General features: G+C 38.3%; 14 protein-coding genes. All 14 read right to left on the reverse strand.

Annotated features, from left to right (window positions below):
• Positions 1 to 40: 40 nt before the first annotated feature.
• Complete coding sequence (locus EPB74_RS07730; RefSeq protein ID WP_274903682.1) at positions 41 to 2,323, reverse strand: GNVR domain-containing protein; 2,283 nt, start codon at positions 2,321 to 2,323, stop codon at positions 41 to 43.
• A gap of 100 nt (positions 2,324 to 2,423) precedes the next feature.
• Positions 2,424 to 3,497, reverse strand: coding sequence for a polysaccharide biosynthesis/export family protein (locus EPB74_RS07735; protein ID WP_274903683.1), 1,074 nt, complete (start codon positions 3,495 to 3,497; stop codon positions 2,424 to 2,426).
• Between the two features lie 432 nt (positions 3,498 to 3,929).
• Positions 3,930 to 5,378 carry a capsule assembly Wzi family protein gene (locus EPB74_RS07740; protein ID WP_274903684.1) on the reverse strand — a complete coding sequence of 483 codons (1,449 nt, stop codon included), beginning with the start codon at positions 5,376 to 5,378 and terminating at the stop codon, positions 3,930 to 3,932.
• Between the two features lie 94 nt (positions 5,379 to 5,472).
• On the reverse strand, positions 5,473 to 6,675 hold the full coding sequence (locus tag EPB74_RS07745; protein ID WP_274903687.1) for a DegT/DnrJ/EryC1/StrS family aminotransferase: 1,203 nt from the start codon (positions 6,673 to 6,675) through the stop codon (positions 5,473 to 5,475).
• An 84-nt stretch (positions 6,676 to 6,759) separates the two neighbouring features.
• On the reverse strand, positions 6,760 to 7,398 hold the full coding sequence (locus EPB74_RS07750; protein WP_274903689.1) for an acetyltransferase: 639 nt from the start codon (positions 7,396 to 7,398) through the stop codon (positions 6,760 to 6,762).
• Positions 7,399 to 7,416: 18 nt separating this feature from the next.
• Entirely contained in the window at positions 7,417 to 8,010 is a 594-nt protein-coding gene (locus EPB74_RS07755) for a sugar transferase (protein WP_274903691.1), read from the reverse strand.
• Positions 8,003 to 9,223 (reverse strand): glycosyltransferase family 4 protein, encoded by a 1,221-nt coding sequence (locus tag EPB74_RS07760; RefSeq protein WP_274903692.1) that lies wholly within the window; start codon positions 9,221 to 9,223, stop codon positions 8,003 to 8,005. The genes EPB74_RS07755 and EPB74_RS07760 overlap by 8 nt, the downstream gene beginning before the upstream one ends.
• The gene (locus tag EPB74_RS07765) at positions 9,220 to 10,380 is read right to left on the reverse strand and encodes a hypothetical protein (protein WP_274903693.1); all 1,161 of its coding nucleotides are present in this window, start codon (positions 10,378 to 10,380) and stop codon (positions 9,220 to 9,222) included. The genes EPB74_RS07760 and EPB74_RS07765 overlap by 4 nt, the downstream gene beginning before the upstream one ends.
• 128 nt (positions 10,381 to 10,508) lie before the next feature.
• Complete coding sequence (locus EPB74_RS07770) at positions 10,509 to 11,591, reverse strand: glycosyltransferase (protein WP_274903695.1); 1,083 nt, start codon at positions 11,589 to 11,591, stop codon at positions 10,509 to 10,511.
• Complete coding sequence (locus EPB74_RS07775) at positions 11,584 to 12,801, reverse strand: lipopolysaccharide biosynthesis protein (RefSeq protein WP_274903697.1); 1,218 nt, start codon at positions 12,799 to 12,801, stop codon at positions 11,584 to 11,586. The genes EPB74_RS07770 and EPB74_RS07775 overlap by 8 nt, the downstream gene beginning before the upstream one ends.
• 9 nt (positions 12,802 to 12,810) lie before the next feature.
• Entirely contained in the window at positions 12,811 to 14,073 is a 1,263-nt protein-coding gene (gene wecC, locus EPB74_RS07780; RefSeq protein WP_274903699.1) for a UDP-N-acetyl-D-mannosamine dehydrogenase, read from the reverse strand.
• Between the two features lie 23 nt (positions 14,074 to 14,096).
• Positions 14,097 to 15,221: a non-hydrolyzing UDP-N-acetylglucosamine 2-epimerase gene (wecB, locus tag EPB74_RS07785; protein ID WP_274903701.1), complete on the reverse strand. Its 1,125-nt coding sequence runs from the start codon at positions 15,219 to 15,221 to the stop codon at positions 14,097 to 14,099.
• 10 nt (positions 15,222 to 15,231) lie between these two features.
• On the reverse strand, positions 15,232 to 17,187 hold the full coding sequence (locus tag EPB74_RS07790) for a polysaccharide biosynthesis protein (RefSeq protein ID WP_274903703.1): 1,956 nt from the start codon (positions 17,185 to 17,187) through the stop codon (positions 15,232 to 15,234).
• 53 nt (positions 17,188 to 17,240) lie between these two features.
• A complete protein-coding gene (locus EPB74_RS07795; RefSeq protein ID WP_274903705.1) occupies positions 17,241 to 19,514 on the reverse strand; it encodes a GNVR domain-containing protein in 2,274 nt (757 codons plus the stop codon).
• Between the last annotated feature and the right edge of the window lie 53 nt (positions 19,515 to 19,567).

The following is a 19,567-nucleotide window of genomic DNA, read 5'->3' on the forward strand; positions in this document are numbered from 1 at the left end:
TGCAGCCTTCACAGCGGGCTAGTGATGAAACTGCACTATATTACCGATTGTCGGCATAGCCATAGGTATAGCGATAATGGTAGCTATATTTACTCATCAGGCCTTGCTTTACGTCATTGAGAATAATGCCATCTACTCGAGTATTAGAGTCATACATTTGTTTAACGGCATATACTAACTGTTTTTCCATTGATTCATCGTATCTGGTTATCATGAGTACTTGGTCTGCATATTGAGCTAACACCATTGCATCTGAAGCGGCCAATAATGGTGGTGAGTCGATGATAATATAGTCGTACTGAGACTTTAATCCTGTTAGCAACGCTTCAAACTTTTCGCTGATTAGTAGTGATTCAGGATTACTTGGATGCTTTCCGCGTGGCATAAAGTCAATATGCGCTATATCACTAGGGTGAATAAAATTCTCTAGACTAAAGTCAGAGACATCGTTCATGATTTGATTATCGGCGCTTTTGTTAAATTGGTTAAGTTGCAAACTGCTGTCATCTAACAGCAGATAATCTGCTAGGCCATCATATTGACTCATACCAAAAACCTTATGCAGCTCACCCATACGCATATCGGCATCTATGACCAAAACTTTTTTGTTCAGCTGAGCAAAGACTTCTGCCAAGTTAGCAGAGATAAACGACTTACCAACGCCTGGGCTTTCACCAGTGAACAAAAGTACTTTTGCTTTTGGGCTATCTGAAATGACCGTTGGCATACTCAAGATAAGTCTCGTTCGAAGGCTTTTGATCGCTTCATAACTCAAACTACTATTATCAACATGAGCCAGCATTCGAGGGGCTGCTTTTTTGTTCATACTTAATCGTGATAATACAGCAGAGCGTGGAATCGTGGCGATGACTGGCACTCCTGTCTTAGACTCAATACGTTCAGGGTCTTTAACGACATTTCTAAGCAGGTTCATAATGAATATTAATAAAGCACCTAACAGAGCACCTGCTAGGGTGGCTAACATTATTATTAATTGTTTTTTAGGGGTAACGATTCTATTGGTATTGATAGGCAAATCAATGATACGGGCGTTGCTGACTTCACCTGCTTTGACAATTTTTAGCTGCTCGTATTTCTTAAGGATGGTGAGATAGATCTCTCTATCGATGTTTACATCCTCAGAGAGTGTCAAGAACTCTCGCTGTACTTCTGGTAGCGCACTAATGGTATTGTCGATTTGCTGTTTTCTAGCATTCAATACTCCAAGTTGTTCGTTTATCTGGATGACTAAAGGATGCTCATTGGTATAGTAAGTGGTTAGATCTGCCCTTTTTAGCTTAAGCTCACTGATTTGTGTATCAATTCCAGCATTTTCGCTAAGCAATATTGAGGCTTCTTGTGCCACATCAATGGTGCCAGTATTTTCACGAAACTTATTAAATATTGCTTCTGATGCTTTGAGTTTTTGTTTTAATTCTGGAATTTGTTTTTTCATAAACTCAATAGTTTTGATAGTTTGTTCCGAGCTACGTGTTTGGTCCTGTGCACTATAAGACCGTACAATATGTTCTAATATTAGGCTAACTTGCTTTTGGTTTAGACCTGACAAAGACAGCTCGATCATACCGGTCTTAGTGCCTTCTTCCACTACTGATAACGCACTATTGATAGAGTCCGTGGTGATTTGCAGTGATTGCTTAGTAATATCGATAGGATGTTCATCAGTAGGTAGATCATTGACCATAATTTCAATGAGACCGCTCTTGCCTATGAAACGATGGGCTTTGTTCAACTGCCCCTGAAATTGCTCACTATCATTACTTAAAACAAAGCCTGTCTTAGTTCTTGATAAAGTGAAGGGTTTATCTAAATAGTCTTCTGTCACATTAAACTGACTAATTTGTACCCGGCCATCACTAGTCTCGAGTACAACGCCATCAGCACTATTCATTTGCACGTTCGTTTGGTTGTTTTTTATTCTATCTATCTTATTAACTGCTGGATCATTCAATTTAATACCTAAATGAAGCAAATCCACCACTGGCTCTAATACCATGCGAGATCTTATTAGCTTAATCTGCGCTTGCATTGAACTATCATCAGGTGGCAATAGCTCTGCTATATTCGATCCTAGACCTGATAAGTTTTTGGAGGTTTCATCAATTTGAATCAATGCATCTGATTTAAAGGTAGGGTTTTCGTAGCGAACATATAACACCCCTATTATTAAACCCAAAATTGCAAACAGAGCAATGATCTTCCAGCCGCGTAGTAATACTAAAAGCAGACCCAGTAGATCATTATCTTTGTCGGTACCTCTGAGGGTATTGTGTCTAGATAAATCTTTTGAATTGTTATCCATAACTATGTCTTCATCAATTAGTGTTAGTCAGTCAGCTTATTTTTTTAGTCCATTATTCAAGGCTCGTGATGATATTATCAAACGCCATAACTGTTATCGCTTAAAAGTCTGAGATTGACCTGATCGCAGAAGTTGATGGTAAAAGAGCACTGATCACACGGTTCCAACGAGTTAGGCCCGTAGGATCAACGTAAAGAATGTCATTGGCTTGCATCTCAAAGCGATTTGCCAATGCTAAGCCGGTAATAGTCTGCATATCGGCATAATAGATATTGGTATAGTTATACTTTGAGTTATCACGGACAATATATACTTTGGCAGCATTGGCTGTGCTCGCATTTAAACCACTTGATTCACCCAGTACGTGCGCTAAGCTAAGCCCCTGCTCAGGTATAGCAACTGGTGCGATTCGACCAAACTCTCCCAAGACATAGACTTTATTACGGCTTTGACTATTGACATGAATGGAATCGCCATCTTGTACATAAATTTGGTTGGCAGATAGTCCCATCTGCCTTAATGACTGCAACCCTAAGTTATAATTTTTACCTCGGCGATTTAATACAATATTATTTGAATCGCCTGTCGTAGTGGCACCCCCTGCCATGGACAAAGCACCATATAAGGTGACCGGTGCATCAGTAATAGGAAACTCGCCAGACTTAGCAACTTCTCCATCGATAAAGAATTTGCTACCAAGATAGTTGATGACTCTGACTTGCGGGTCTGAGTATTTCAGATAGCGTTGCAACCTACCTTGTAATACTGCAGTGAACTGCGGCACACTCATGCCACTCGCCTTCAGGCGTCCTATCAATGGAAACTGAATAAAGCCTTGCTGATCGACAGTCAGACTTGAGGTTGATGCACTGATATTTGGATAGTCAGTGAGCACTATACTCATTACGTCTCCTGCTTCAATACGATAACTTATTGGTCTTGAAGCTTTGACCAAGTTATATAGCTCATTGTCGAGTACTGGGGCTTGCTTAGCTGGTAAGGTCGCTACGTCTAATGGTTGAACATTGAAGGTAATACCATTTTCTGCGACAAAGGCACCACTGGGCGGTAAGTTGCCCGCTTGTAGTCCAGAATTAATACTGCTACAACCAGATGTGACAGTGAAGAGCACTAAGCACGCTATCGTTGATAATTGAGATGAATATCCGCCCATAGTAAACCCCTTGTAATCTATAGCTATAAGTAACAGCTATTAGCGATACCGTAATTTTCATAATGTAGGGCTATGACAAACTCATTAAATAGCTACATCACAAACAAAAAACGTCTTAGTGATAATACGAGTCATAATCTAGTAAGTAGTGGTTACCTATTTAACAGAAACTATATATACTAAATTGAATTTATATACTCATTAACAGTTATATACTATCTGTCAACAATTGGCAACAAAAGTTATTTATTACTTACATTAGCTCAAAGGGGGAGAATTACCGGATGAGCTACCAGATCTGGCAGCAATTGAGGCTATTGGTTAAATTTTTGACAAAAAAATAGGACTTGCTAACTTATTAGCAAGTCCTATTCTGGTTATATACAACATTATCCTAACTTATAAAAACTCATATCTCTAAGTAGCTTTACTCTAATAAGTTGCTAGCTCAATACCTACACCTACGCCGAAATCAGTCGACTGGCTATCTGAATCTACTGCCCAAATTCGGCTAGAGATGAGCGCTTTGGGGTTGTATTGATGCTCCCAAGCGACATCGATACCAGTCAGTTTATCAGTATTTGGGAATGCTTGATTGGTGTCGTTTCTTCTGTCCGCTTGATTTACCTTGGCATGCTGCACTTTTGCATTGATAAAGTTACGGTTATCCAGCCATAATCGACCACCAACCGCGATACTTTCTGCATCGCCGCCTAGAGCATAGCCTAATGGGAAGCCTTGCTGATAATAACCATCGGTATAAATACTATGGTTATAAGAGATACCTCTAACTTCACCACTAGTACGGGTATCTGTATACTCAGCATAAAGCTGGTACGGCTTACCGTAAGCAGCAGACGCATAATCAACACCCGCCAAATACATGTTTTTAGCTGGCAAGCCGCCTGCTTCATCTTCACCGATATACTGAGCATAAACACCCGCAGGCACATTCACCAATGGCGCCAGATTTAAGCGCGCATCAAAACCAGCAAGTTGGTTGGCAGGGTCACCTCTTTCGTTACCACCATTATCTTTGGTTCCTAAGAGAGCATCAGTAAAGGAGCCAAAACTTTGTGGACGACCTTCACCACCCCACATAAAGGTACGTGAAGCACCGACTTCTAACCACTCCCATGGGCTGGCCGTAAGCCTTGCGCCAAATAACTTAGCATCCGGAATAGCTTCATAATCCTCTAGCTGACCTGCAAATAACTGATATTGCCAAGGCCCGGCCCACGATAAATACTTCGATGTAGGCGCTGTTTGCTGATCACGCTGCATGGTGAAACCAGCGACTGGCAAGCTTGCATCGCCTCGAATAAGGCTACCATCATGCCCAGGTCCCCACCATGTTGGTATTTTACCCGCTATTAACCATTGATTGGCAGTCGTACCCGCAAGGTACGAACCCTCAAAGCTAACGTCTGAGCTGTCGTCGATGAGTTCATCATTTTTCAAATTGGCTTGTAAATTAAATTCCCATTCCGCTTCGCTAAGCGACACCCCAACGCTTGCTTGTTGACCAGCAAGTTGATCGTCGGCAAATTTTTGCGGCAGCTGATCTCTATCTGTTTGTATATGCAGTGTTGCCGACCCTTTTACCACTGAGTCACGGTTCTGATTCAGTCGCGTTTGTACTGACTGTAATATCTGCTGCTGCGCTGGCGTTTGAGCATTAGCCGTATTTAGAGCGTGCTTAATCTCGTTAGCAGTCAACGGCCAAGTACTGGTACTAATCTGCGTGACCCCTTGAGTATTCAGCCAGTCAAGATCGGCCTTAAGCTTTAGATCGTTCATATACAGGTTCTGCGCTGATGCCAGCATAGACACTGTCGATAGAACACCAAAACCCAATAAAATACTCAGCTTCTTATACATGATTAAACACTCTTTGGTTATCAGCTGTTAATTATAAATGCTATCTGTCAAACATCAATCAGTAGTAACATAATAAAACTGTACAGCCAATAAATCATTGGTTATGTATTTTAGTAAATACTTTATTAATAGTTTGTACCGTTTGCTCAATCTCTGCGCTGGTCAAAGTCGGATGCACCATAAACATTAAGCTAGTTTCACCCAGTTGTTTCGCCATTGGCAATCTAGACTGTGGTCGTAAACCGGTATTATCGAATGCTTTTTCCAGATAAACCTCAGAAGCTGATCCTGAAAAACAAGGCACCCCTAACGCATTGATCTCATGAATAATACGATCTCGTGACCAGTCGCTAGGTAGATTATCTGCTTGTACATAAACATAAAGCTTATAATAAGCATGAGTCGAACCTCCCAACTGCGGTGACGCTTCTAACCTTGGTACAGAAAGATAGCCTTTTTCTTCCCACGGGGCACACTCGTCTAATATAGTTTGAGCGTTTGCCGTACGCTTGGCGGTCCAATCAGGCATTCTAGTTAATTGAATACGACCGATTACTGCTTGCATCTCAGTCATGCGCCAATTGGTACCAAAACTTTCATGTAACCAGCGATAGCCCGGTGGATGTTCCGCTTCATAAACAGCGGCGTAGCTTTTACCATGGTCTTTATACGCCCACATCTTGCGCCATAACTGCTCATCATTGGTAGTGACCATACCGCCCTCACCACCTGTGGTCATAATCTTATCTTGGCAAAAGCTCCAAGCACCGATATGCCCAATGCTACCAACGCTACGACCTTTATAACGCGCACCATGTGCCTGCGCACAGTCTTCGATAACATATAGATTATGCTTATCTGCCAATGCCATGATGCCATCCATATCACAAGGCCAGCCTGCCAAATGCACACAGACGATACCTTTAGTTTTATTCGTCAATACAGCCGCGATCGATTCAGGGGTGATATTACCGGTTGCTTCATCAACCTCCGCAAAAACAGGCGTTGCGCCCGCATTCACCACCGATGAGATACTTGCGATAAAGGTGCGCGGAGTGACGATCACTTCGTCGCCTGCACCGATTTCTAACGCTTGTAGGGCAACGTCTAATGCCAACGTACCATTACCCATGGCAATCGCATACTTACTGTCTCCCCACTCAGCAAACTCAGTCTCAAACTGACGACACTCTTGCCCTGTCCAATAATTCACCTTATTGGATAGTAATACTTGGCTGACAGCATCAGCCTCTTGTTGAGTAAAGCTTGGCCAAGGTGAAAATGGGGTGTTTAACATGGTTACCTCGATGGTACTTATTTATAATTGATGATTCATCATTGACGATTAATAACTTATAACGAAATATTTGATTCTGAGTTTTTATTTATGGAGTGGTCGTGCAGGATTACCAACTACGACTGCCCCAGCTGGGACGTCTTTAGTAACCACCGCACCCATCCCCACGATAGCACCTTTACCAATAATTAATGGCTTGTCAGGTGTACCCTGCTTGATAACTGCTCCTGACCCAATGTAGGCATGGTCATGAATATGAATATTGCCATTACAGCTGACGCGTGGGGCAAAGGTAACATAATCGCCAATCACGCAATCGTGAGCAATATAACTATAAATATTAGCGTGGAATTGCTTACCAATTTTAATATTTGATGTCAATTGGGTGAAATGACATAATACCGAACCTTCGCCTATTTCAACGTTATCTAATACAATAGTGTTAGAGGCTTTTACTGATAAAACAGCTAGATTATTTTTGCTACATTTAGCTATTAAAACCTCTCGAATCTTACTATCCGCAATAGCCAAAACTACCGACTTATCTTGATACGCTAAGCTTAAATAGTCTTCATAGTTATAAATCTTATAGCCATTTAGTTCTTTATCTTCTGATCCATCATCTACAAAACATAGACTTGCTTTTGGGTATTGCTCACGTACCAAAGGCAATAACTCTCTACCAAAACCACTTGCACCATATATACCGATTAATTGCTGCATTTTACTTCCTTTTTTTAATTATTTACTTCCTGTAAACTTACTCATGGTCGCTTCACCATCAGCACTAATACCGTCTTTGATAAGCACTTTTTTGACTGTCTTAAGCAATATCTTAATATCTAGCCACAATGATTGATTATCCACATACCATGTATCGAGCTCAAACTTCTTATCCCAACCGATGGCATTACGCCCATTCACTTGCGCATAACCAGTAATACCAGGGCGTACATTATGACGACGCGCTTGCTCTTTACTATATAGTGGCAGGTATTCCATCAATAATGGGCGTGGTCCGACTAAGCTCATGTCACCTTTGACTACATTCCACAGCTCAGGTAGTTCATCAAGACTGCTATTACGTAAGGCTTTACCAAAATCAGTCAAACGCTCACTATCAGGTAAAGGATTGCCATCACTATCTATCGCATCTTTCATCGTGCGAAATTTAATCATATCAAACGGCTTGCCTTCTAAACCAGGACGCGTCTGACGAAATAGCACTGGCGAGCCTAAGTTCTTTTTGACTTTATAGGCAGTGATGGCATATACCGGAGATAAAGCGACCAAAGCGGTGGTCGCAGCAGTGATATCGAAGAGTCGTTTAAGCATTTTTCACTCCAGTAACCCAATCATTAAATTTTTGTGCAAGCTTGGCTCTATCAAACTCGCGTTTAGCTAAGGCCTGAGCATTCTTACCCATTTGTTTTAATTTTTCACGATTCAAAGCTGCTTTCTCTAAAGCGTCAGCAAACTGAGTAGGACTTTCAGGGCTAACGGCATATCCAGCATCTTCTTGTTTAATGAGCTCAGCTAACCAACCTGGATAGTTATTTAAGACCGGTAGACCAGCAGCAATATAATCAAAAAACTTGTTAGGTGAAGTGCCATAGTAGAATGCAGGAATATTTGCTAGGATTTGTAGTCCTATATCCGCTTCGGACATGAGCCCTGCAAGCCGCTTTTTATCAACAGGATCATGAAAGATGACATTCGAAAGATTTAACTCTTGCGCTCTTTTTTGTAAAGCTGTTTTTTTCATACCATTACCAACAAGTACCAATTTGATATCTTGTTGCTTTCTATTTTTTAGCTCTGACGCTACTTCTATAACCGCATCTAAGCCATTAGCTAAACCATGAGTACCCGTAAAAATGGCCATCAAGTCTGTTTTTGCTACGCCTTCAGGACGCCAACCGTCTGGTTGGATAGCAAAAATATCTAAATCGCAGCCATTCGGTATCATAGCTACTTTTTCTCTATTAATACCACGACTTATGATACCGTCGACAATACCTGGAGATAGTCCGATGAGGCGGTCTGCTGAATGATAAGATACCCACTCTAATACGGACATCAACCCTAGTATAATAGGATTTTTTATTACCCCCATTGCCTTTGGCAACTCTGGCCATAAGTCTCTCACTTCAAATACAAATGGCTTTCGGCGTAGCCATTTTGCAACAATACCAGGAATAGAAGCTGTTAAAGGTGTTGTCGTTGCAAATATTACATCATAATTTTCAGTCATCGCCACTTTGACAGACTTATACGCAAAGCTCAAAAATAATGATACGCGCTGTGCAAAAGTTAAATTATTTGAATAAGACAACTCAAACTCTATAATTTCGATCCCATCTACAGTGCCACGGCGCATACCATTCTCGAAGGAGCCAGTTAGCCCTGTCTGTCCATTACTAAATGAGCCACATACCATAGTCACTTGATGACCATTTTTAATCAAGCTCTGAGCCATAGCATATGATCGTATACCAGCGGATCCTTTAGGAGTGGAAAAATGCTGATGAAAGTAAAGTATTTTCATGATTTCTCTTCGTTTTTTCTAAAAAATAAAATTATTATAAAAGTTATGAACAAACCGTGTGTGACCAGAACAGAGACAAAAGAAGTTTCAATAAAACTCCAAAATGTAGGTACAGTAAATAATATAATGAATAGCTTTTTATTATTGCCACCCTGTGCAAACTTATTAATAACTACTAAAATCAATAATAATAATAACAAGAAAACCAAAACTATAATAAGACCACCATTACCATAGGCATCAATAGCAAAATTCACATTGGCTGAAGTCCATTCATTACCAAAATAGTACTTACCTATAAGAAATGGCGCAGCTAAACCATCATTACCGTTAAAAAAATTACCCAGAAAACTATTGTTAAAATAGGCATAGTCATGAGAATCAAAATAGTTCACCCACCAAATAGACAAAACTCCAGGAACAAGCAAAGCACGTCTTACAACCACATCAACAAGAAAACTAAAACCAAATACTTTATATAAGAAAATAGAAGTAAAAGAAAACAAGGTTAAGGCAGATATCCATTGATAGAATGTAGTTCTATATACAAGAAGGATATAAATTATAAAAATTAGTAATACCGAAAATATAAAGCTTTTATGTGCGGATATACTAAATATTATTACCTGTAGAACAACACCAATAATTAAAAAATATTTTTTCTTAAATGCCAGTCCATAGCATATAAAAAAAGGAACTAGAACTTTAGCTAGCCAAAAAATAGCATATGATGTTAAAGCAGAAGAACTTGCTTTAGATTCACGAAATTCATCACGAATTAAATAAGCATCTTTAAAAATAGATAAATCTATAACTTTAGCGAAATTGAAATTATAGTTCTTAATAAGTAAAGCAATAAAAAACACAGTTACTATAGAAACAACTATAATCATAGCTTTATAGTTCACTCCTTTAATTTTTGGTACAATTTTATTTTCATCAATAACACCAATAAATATTAGAAAGAAACTTACTAAAACTACTATGGAATTTACTATAAACCCTGTATAAAAACTACTCGCCAAATAAGGTGCTAACGACACTGTAGGTATACAGGCTAAGAAAAAATAAATCCAACTTAAAAAATCAGAAGGTTTTTTTATAGACTTTCTTATAAAAATACCTATTATTACGGGTACCAAATAAAATACAAACAAACCCTTCTTAATATCAGGGTTTATATAAAACCAATAATCATACTCTATTATTACATAATATATATATATATATGAGATTAAAAACAATAGAAGGATAATAGATATCGAGCTAATTAACAATCTCTTCATTAGATTAGTATTTCCTGAAAAAAATCATCATACTCAGACCATTTCAAAACTTCAGGTTTTCTTATCAACTGTTTGAAACCTACTTCATTAACAATCTCTTTTATCGAATGCCTATTAATATTATCTAAGACTAAGACATCATTATAATCAGATGTAGTTCCGACTAAAGTTGGATTATTACCAATTATAACTGGCACACCAAGAGACATAGCTTGGTATAGGCGATTAGCATCACAGTATATTTGATTTAAAGAATTTTGTTTATAAAAAATAACTGTAAAATCGCATTTATTCAAAACCCTATTTATCTGATTTATATTTAAGTATCCAGATAAATATAAATCATTACTATATAATTTATATTTATCTAAAAATACTTTATTTATTTTCCCAGCATGAAACACTTTATATCCAGACTCTAAAAGTGCAGTTATGGTCTCAAAACCATATCTATTTTCTTGTAAACTATTTTGTAAATACACAAAACTACCTGCATTTTTAATCCAACACTCAGCTTCATGAGTAAGTTCAGCTTCATCAGTATTATTAGCATCTGGATAATTACTAATTATATATGACTTTCTAGCTTTTACATTTAAATGTTTTTCTAAAAAATCTTGCCTATATTTATTAGCATGAATCACTATATCTGTTTTTCTATATGCGATTTTAAATATATTTGTTAAATATTTACTTTCTAGAAACCAACTTGGTGGCAGCTCATGATGGTCCCAAACCACTTTAAGCTCTGGTTTAATTTTCTTTAAAGCTAATACCAATAGAAACATAATGGGATCACAAACCCATACTACCGAATAATCTTTATATAAAATAAAGGACATTGCTTTAATATAAAAATGTAATATACCTATAATTCTTACTATCATTTTACTAGGTGCTGCTCCACCAAATATTCTAGCTTCATATAAAGTGTAATTAAATTGAGACTGGCTAAGATCACAGTCTTTCGCAACGAAAACATCTACATTAGCACCTAGCTTTTTAAAGGAGGCTAACTCTTTCAGGATACGCTGATCATTTTTTAAGCTTTGGGTTTTCAATATCATTAATACATTAGTCATAGCTATACCGCTGGATAGATTTTATTAATAAAAAATAATGGATTATATATAACACAAAATTTGAAATTGAGTAAAACAATAAACTACACATGAAAGCATTATCAATTTTAAAGTAAACAGGAAAAACTATTGAGAATGTTATAAATAACATTCTTACAATGTCCCATAACAGTTGTTTCTTTTCACCTTTAACTAGGATTAATAACTGAGAAAAAGGGGAAAAGGCAATCTGCCCAACTAGTAGTGGGATTAGTACGAATACAAACTTATGTATATCAAGCCAGTCATCACCAAATATAAATACTTCGAAGTATTTAAATATTATACCGATAAAAACAAATAGCAATATACTTAAAATAAAAAACAAAGCACAGACTTTATGCATTTTATTAATTAGTTTGCGTTTATCCTGTTTAATAATATTTTTAAAATCACCCAATAAAACAATAGATATCGATTGTGCCATCACTGTTACAGGGGCACTTAACACCTTATGAATGAAAAAGTATTTACCAATTAGTATTGGATCATAAAACCTTAGAATTAATATAGGATATAAATTTAGGCCTAAAGAATTTAAAAAGCTAGAAGTTACTACATACTGAATATATTTATTTTTGCTCTTTATTAGAAACAGAGACTGTCTAATATGAATTTTATAGTAACTTTTCCTAGATAATGATATCAACCCAATGAAACGTGCAAATACCTCACCTAAGAATAAACCACCTTTTATAGACATGAATGAAATTTGTAGAAAGACTGAACTACTACTACGTAATATCCTTGCTTTATTTGTAACACCTATTTGATCTTCTCTCACATTTAATATATTAATAGTATTAAAAAAATTAAACGTAATTGAAGCAAATAGTATTAAAAAAGCTACTAATATATAAACAATATCGAATTGGCTATTCAAAAATGACAATATTAAGAACGCTATACAAAGTATTGGAATTGCGGTTATCCAAGCAACGCTTATGACAGTAGGTAATTTACTTGCTATATCGTCTTCTTTAGGAAGAGTTGTTTCAAGCTTTAGGGTTACGAAAACAACAAGCACAGATGCAATTGAAAAATATACTCCAAAGAGAGAGAAGTCCTCTGGAGTGTATATTCTTGATAAAAAAGGAATACTAAAGGCTGTTATTATTTGTGCAAGTACTATTCCACTACCAAACTTCACAACTTTTTTTATGGTACTCATTATAATATCTTAATTAGTTATTCCTTTAGTATCAATAAGAAATCTACTATCGCTTAAATCTACAAGCTTAAATTCTTTATGATCGACTAAGATTAAGTGAATATCGGCTTGATTTCTTTCATCTAACCCAATTAAATTAATATTATATTGCATACCTTTAGGTAATTTATCAATATTAGGTTCAATTGCTAATATATTCAGTCCTTGTTTAGCCAGCTTCTTGGTAATATTCAAAGCAGGACTTTCACGCAAATCATCAATATCTGGTTTAAAAGCTAGTCCATAGCAAGCTACGGTGACATCTTTAATGCTTTTTTCAGGATGATCTCGTAGGAACTCAATGACCTTTTCATTCACCTTAGCGATTACCCACTCAGGCTTACTTTCATTAACTTCACGAGCAGTACGAATCAGTCGAGCTTCCTCTGGTGTCTTAGATACGATAAACCACGGATCCACAGCGATACAATGTCCACCTACACCAGGCCCTGGTTGTAAGATATTTACTCGTGGATGGCGATTGGCTAAGGCAATAAGCTCCCATACATCGATATCCAGCTTATCGCAAATCATAGATAGCTCATTAGCGAAGGCAATATTGACATCACGGAACGAGTTTTCAGTCAGCTTACACATCTCAGCCGTACGAGAATTCGTCGTCACGCAGCTGCCTTCTACAAATACGTCATATAAATCACAAGCCGCTTGAGAGCATTTGGTCGTCATACCTCCCACGATACGATCATTACTAATGAGCTCTTGTAGTACCTTTCCTGGTAATACGCGTTCAGGGCAGTGTGCAATTCTGATATCTGCCTGTTCGCCTGCTTGCTGAGGAAAGCTTAGGTCTGGACGGGCTTGACTTAACCATTCAGCCATTTGTTCAGTAGCCCCTACTGGCGAGGTTGACTCTAAAATGACCAGATTGCCTGCGGTTAAGAATGGTGCTAGTGCTTTTGAGGCGGCTTCGATATACTTTAAGTCTGGATCATGATTGCCTTGAAATGGAGTGGGTACGGCAACGATATAAGCATCTGCCGCTACTGGAGTCGTCTGTGCGGACAACTTCCCTTTTGCCACTACATCTCGCACTAACGCATCTAAATCAGGCTCAACAATGTGTACCTTGCCTTGATTAATCATATCAACGGCATATTCATTAACGTCCACACCTGTGACTGTAACCCCATAAGCTGCAAAAGTAGCCGCCGTAGGTAAACCGATATAACCCAAACCAATGACACAAATATGACTAAATTGAGAATTTTTCATTTACTATTTTTACCTATATTATATTAGACACTCTTCAAAAAGTTAATAATTTGCTGACACGCAGTACCATCTCCATAAGGGTTATGGGCTTCTGTCATCTTTTTATATAAACCTTGGTTTTCTAGCAGCTCTATTACTGAACTTTCAATCACAACAGGGTTGGTGCCAACCAGTTTTACCGTCCCTGCTGATACTGCTTCTGGGCGTTCAGTCGTATCACGCATGACTAATACTGGTTTACCTAAAGAAGGCGCTTCCTCTTGGATACCGCCTGAATCTGTCAAAATCAGATAGCTCTTATTCATTAAATAGACAAAAGGCAAGTAATCTTGAGGCTCAATCAGTTTGATATTATCGATGCCTGATAATAATTCATTGACTGGTTTCTGTACGTTAGGATTAAGATGTACCGGATAAACAATTTGTACATCTGGGTTTTTCTGTGCGATATTAGCAAGTGCTAAGCAAATATCTTCAAACCCTTGACCGAAGTTCTCTCGGCGATGACCGGTTACTAAAATAAGCTTCTTATCCGCATCCAAGAAATCGAACTGCTGTGCAAATCGTGCTTGCATCTCTTGATCAGTTTCAACCTTTTCTTTAACAGTTAATAAAGCATCGATTACGGTATTGCCTGTAATGACAATATTAGCGGCATCAATATTTTCTTTAATAAGGTTGTCATAAGAATTTTGCGTTGGAGCAAAATGATACTGAGCTAAGACACTGGTTAATTGCCGGTTGGCTTCTTCGGGCCATGGAGAATATATATTGCCAGTACGTAAACCTGCCTCGACATGACCTACCTTAACTTTATGATAGTAAGCGGCTAATGATGCAGCAAACGTAGTTGCCGTATCACCATGAACCAATATTACATCGGGTAGCCAAGCATCAAACACCTGATTAAGTCCTTTTAAAACACCAGAGGTGATATCAGCTAGAGTTTGTCCTGGTTTCATCAAGTTCAAATCGAAGTCTGGCTTTAAGTCAAATAAATTCAGAACCTGATCTAACATCTCTCTGTGCTGACCTGTCACACATACCTTAGTTTCGAACTCATCGTCTAGCGCTTTTAAACCTATTGCTAAAGGCGCCATTTTAATGGCTTCAGGACGTGTTCCAAATACCAAAAGTACTTTTTTCATTATTTACTTCCTAGTTTTCTTGTGAATTATAACCTGCTACAAACTGCTTAAACTGCTGCTTTAACCAAGGAACATCGAATTGTTTCTGCTTTTTAGTCAGCTCAAATAATACCGATTCAAGCTCATCTAATGGAAAGCTATGCTCCATCGCTTGCATGATCAAAGGATGATACGTCGATTCAATATTATCTTCACCGATGATTAGCTCCTCGTAGAGCTTTTCACCCGCTCTGAGTCCCGTAAAGATAACTTCTATATCACCATCTGGATGCGTGGTATCTTTAATATCAAAACCGCTTAAATGAATCATTCGATGTGCTAAATCAACAATCTTGACTGGGTCTCCCATATCAAGCACGAACACTTCACCACCTGATGCCATTGCACCTGCTTGAATCACTAGATTGGCCGCTTCCGGTATAGTCATAAAGTAGCGCGTCACATCGGGATGCGTCACGGTAATCGGCAAACCTTTCTCAATTTGCTTTGTAAATACGGGTACGACAGAGCCTGACGAGCCAAGGACATTACCAAAGCGCACCATACTGATACAAGTTTGGCTGTTTGCCTGGCTTAGCCCTTGGCAGACCAATTCGGCTAAACGCTTAGAAGCACCCATTACATTGGTAGGCCTTACTGCCTTATCGGTAGAGATAAGTACAAAGGTTTCAACATTGGCTTTGATAGCTGCTCGCGCACAGTGATAGGTGCCTTTGGTATTATTGATAACACCCTCAAAAGGATTGTGCTCTACCATTGGCACATGCTTGTAGGCAGCTGCATGATAGACAGTCTGTATATTATAAAGCTTAAATATTCTAAGAAGATTGTCTTCATTAGTCACATTACCAATAACGGCAATGATTTTAATGTTTTTATAAGCAGGGTTGCTAGCTTGTTTTGCTATCAGTTCTTGATGAATGCTATAAAGTGCAAACTCAGATAGCTCGTAGAGTACGATACATTCTGGCTGGTTTTTGATCACTTGGCGACATAATTCGCTACCGATAGATCCACCCGCACCAGTGACTAATATGCACTTGTCTTTAATATTTAGCCGTAAAAGGGCTTCATCTGGCTCAACTGTTTGCCGATCTAGCACATCCAAGATATCTACCTTACGCATGCTACTGACAGTCACTTTTTCGTCAGCGATTTCTTCTAGGCTCGGTAATTCTTTGATTTTTATCGCAATACCTGAGAGCTTATCTATAATATGTCTTTTTTGCGCGCGACTGATAGAGGGAATGGCCAAAAATACCTGAGCAACGTCTAGCTCATCAATCAAGCTTAATAATTCGTCAGCAGGATAGATTTTTTTGCCTAGTAAATAAGCACCCGTAAGCTGTGAGTCATCATCGATATAAGCCACAATATTATATTTATGTGAGTTCCTTAAGCCTTCTAATAAGTCTTTACCCGCCTCGCCTGCACCATAAATCACAACATTATCGTAACCATTTTCATCTCTTAAGCGCTGCTGATTCTTACCGCGCCAACGCATTAAGAGCTCACGGATGGTCAGTCTGCTATTCCACAGCCAAATAAACAAGAAAAACAAAAATATAATCGGAACGGAGCGCGGTATATTTTCTAAAGGGTTAAGGTAGATAATAACCCCATAAAAAATAATAAGGACAAAAAACAACTGCGCCACACTACCCATGACGGTATCGAGAAAGCCTCTTGCTACCCCTTTATAGAAGCCGATGAGATACAAGCCTATAATAGGAAGCGCCGCATAAGCCAACAATATCACCGGGCTAATATCATGGGCGATATGGCCATAGCGTAAAGATAAGGCTAAAAACAGACAAACGGCTGACATGACAAGGTCGATACTTAACAACACCGTGCGCTTGATACCACGCGGAAGCGATAGCAAATACTCAGCGATCTGTGTTAACCATCCATTGTTATCGTTCAGCGATTGATAATCGCTTTTGGTTTTTGACTTTATGAACATAACACTCAACTACTTAAAGGATATTAATTTAGGCAAAGGCTCTAAAAAACCGACTAATTATTATTACCATAAGCATAACTATAGTGGTAGCTATATTTGCTCATAATCCCTTGTTGTACATCGTTGAGAATAATACCGTCAACCTGTATATTAGCTTTACTCATCTGATTGACCGCATAAACCAGCTGCCCCTCTATCGAGCCATCATATCTTGTGACCATCAATACCTTATCAGCATGCTGCGCCAGTATCATAGCGTCAGAGGCTGCCAATACTGGCGGCGAGTCGATAACAATATAATCATAATGCAGGTTTAGCTCTGTCATCAAAGTATTAAAGCGACCATTAGCCAATAGTGATGATGGGTTGCGTGGATGCTGACCTCGCGGCATAAAATCAATATTATCGATGCCCGTCGAATGAATAAAACTCGTCAAATCGCCTAAAGATTGTACGATATCGGTCTGCTGCAATATATTACTATTTTGTGATAAGTTACTTTGTGATAAGTTGCTTTTTGACAAATAGTCCGCTAGACCATTATCTTGGTTCATGCTAAATACTTTATGCAGCTCACCCAAACGCATATCGGCATCTATAATGAGAACCTTTTTATCTAATTGGGCAAATACCTCAGTTAAGTTAGAAGAGATAAATGACTTACCGACACCAGGACTTTCACCCGTAATCAATATAACTTTTGCGCGCTGATCTGCTCGCCCTTCTATAGGCATACCAAACATCAAGTTAGTTCTTAAGCTTTTGATCGCTTCGTAGCTTAAACCATTATGATCAATATGAGCTAGCAAACGATTAGGCAGCTTCTTATTCTTACCTAATTTTGTCAAGAATGGAGAACGTGGAATAGTGGCTATCACAGGTACACCAGTTTTAGCTTCGATACGTTCAGGATCTTTAACCACGTTTCTAAGCATGTTTTTAAGCAGTACGAGCATCGTTCCAAGCATGGCTCCTAACAGCATGGCCAATATCATAATTTGCAATTTCTTTGGCGCAATCGCTCGATAAGTACTAATAGGTAAATCAATGATACGCGCAAAACCAATTTGACCGGCTTTAACAATTTTTAGTTGTTCATAATTTTTAAGCAGCGTGAGATAAATCTCTCTGTTGATAGTAGTATCAGCTGACAGTTGTAAAAACTCTCTTTGTATCTCAGGTAAACCCGCAATAGTATCGTCTATCTCATTTTTTCTATCATTAAGCACTGCAAGTTGCTCATTGATTTGAATGACCAATGGATGCTCTTCGGTATAATAAGTAGTGAGATCCGCTTTTTTAAGCTTAAGCTCATTAAGTTGCAAGTCGATTTGAGAGTTTTCTCCCAATAATAGCTCAGCTTCTTTACCGACATCGATAGTGCCATATTTCTTACGGAACTCATTGAATATGGCTTCAGAATCTTCCAGTTTTTTCTTTAGGGTTGGAATCTGAGTTTCCATAAAGCTAATGGTTTTGGTGGTTTCTTCAGAACCACGCGACTGGTTTTGATCGATATAAGATAAAACGATTTGTTTTAAAATCAAACTGGTTTGCTGCTGATTAGCGCCAGTCATAGACAACTGAATAATGCCAGTCTGCTTGCCCTTTTCAACCACAGATAATGCACTATTTATCTGCTCAGTGGTTATTTGAAGCGATTGCTTGGTAATATTAACTGGGTATTCATCAGTTGGAAGATTATTAACTGTGATTTGAATCTGACCATCTGTACCTCTGAATTGGTGTGCTTTGCCAATCTGACCTTTAAAGTCGTCGAAACCATTACTTAATACAAACCCTGTCGCAGAGCGCGTTAAGGTAAATGATTGGTTTAAATACTCTTGTGAGACATTAAACTGGCTAATCTCTATTTCACCATCTTCAGTTTTAAGAGACACTCCTTCAGGCTTATTTATCTGAGTATTAGTACTATTACTTTTTATTCTATCTAAAGCACCAATATTAGGATCAGACAGGCGAATCCGTAGATGTAATAAATTGACAACTGGCTCTAAGATCATACGCGACCTTATCAATTCCGCCTCTGTCTGAGCCTTACTGACTTCCGAACCGATTAGCTCAGAGATATCACTACCAAGCGCTGAGATACCTGAAGATTTTTCCTCAACCTGAATAAGGGCATCGGATTTATAAGTAGGATTGACGTATCTGCTATATAAAACCCCTATTACCAAGCCCAATACAGCAAAAAATACGATGATTTTCCAGCCACGCAAAATGGCAAACAGCAGCGCCATCAAATCAATTTCGTCATTATCTTCTTTAGAAGCAGGGCTTGATATATTCTTCGAATCTGTATTCATAACGGTAGGTTCATCACTTAAGGTAATCGTTTAGTAATATGAGTCTTTTAATA

It is taken from the genome of Psychrobacter sp. DAB_AL62B (assembly GCF_028895345.1).
GTDB lineage: Bacteria > Pseudomonadota > Gammaproteobacteria > Pseudomonadales > Moraxellaceae > Psychrobacter.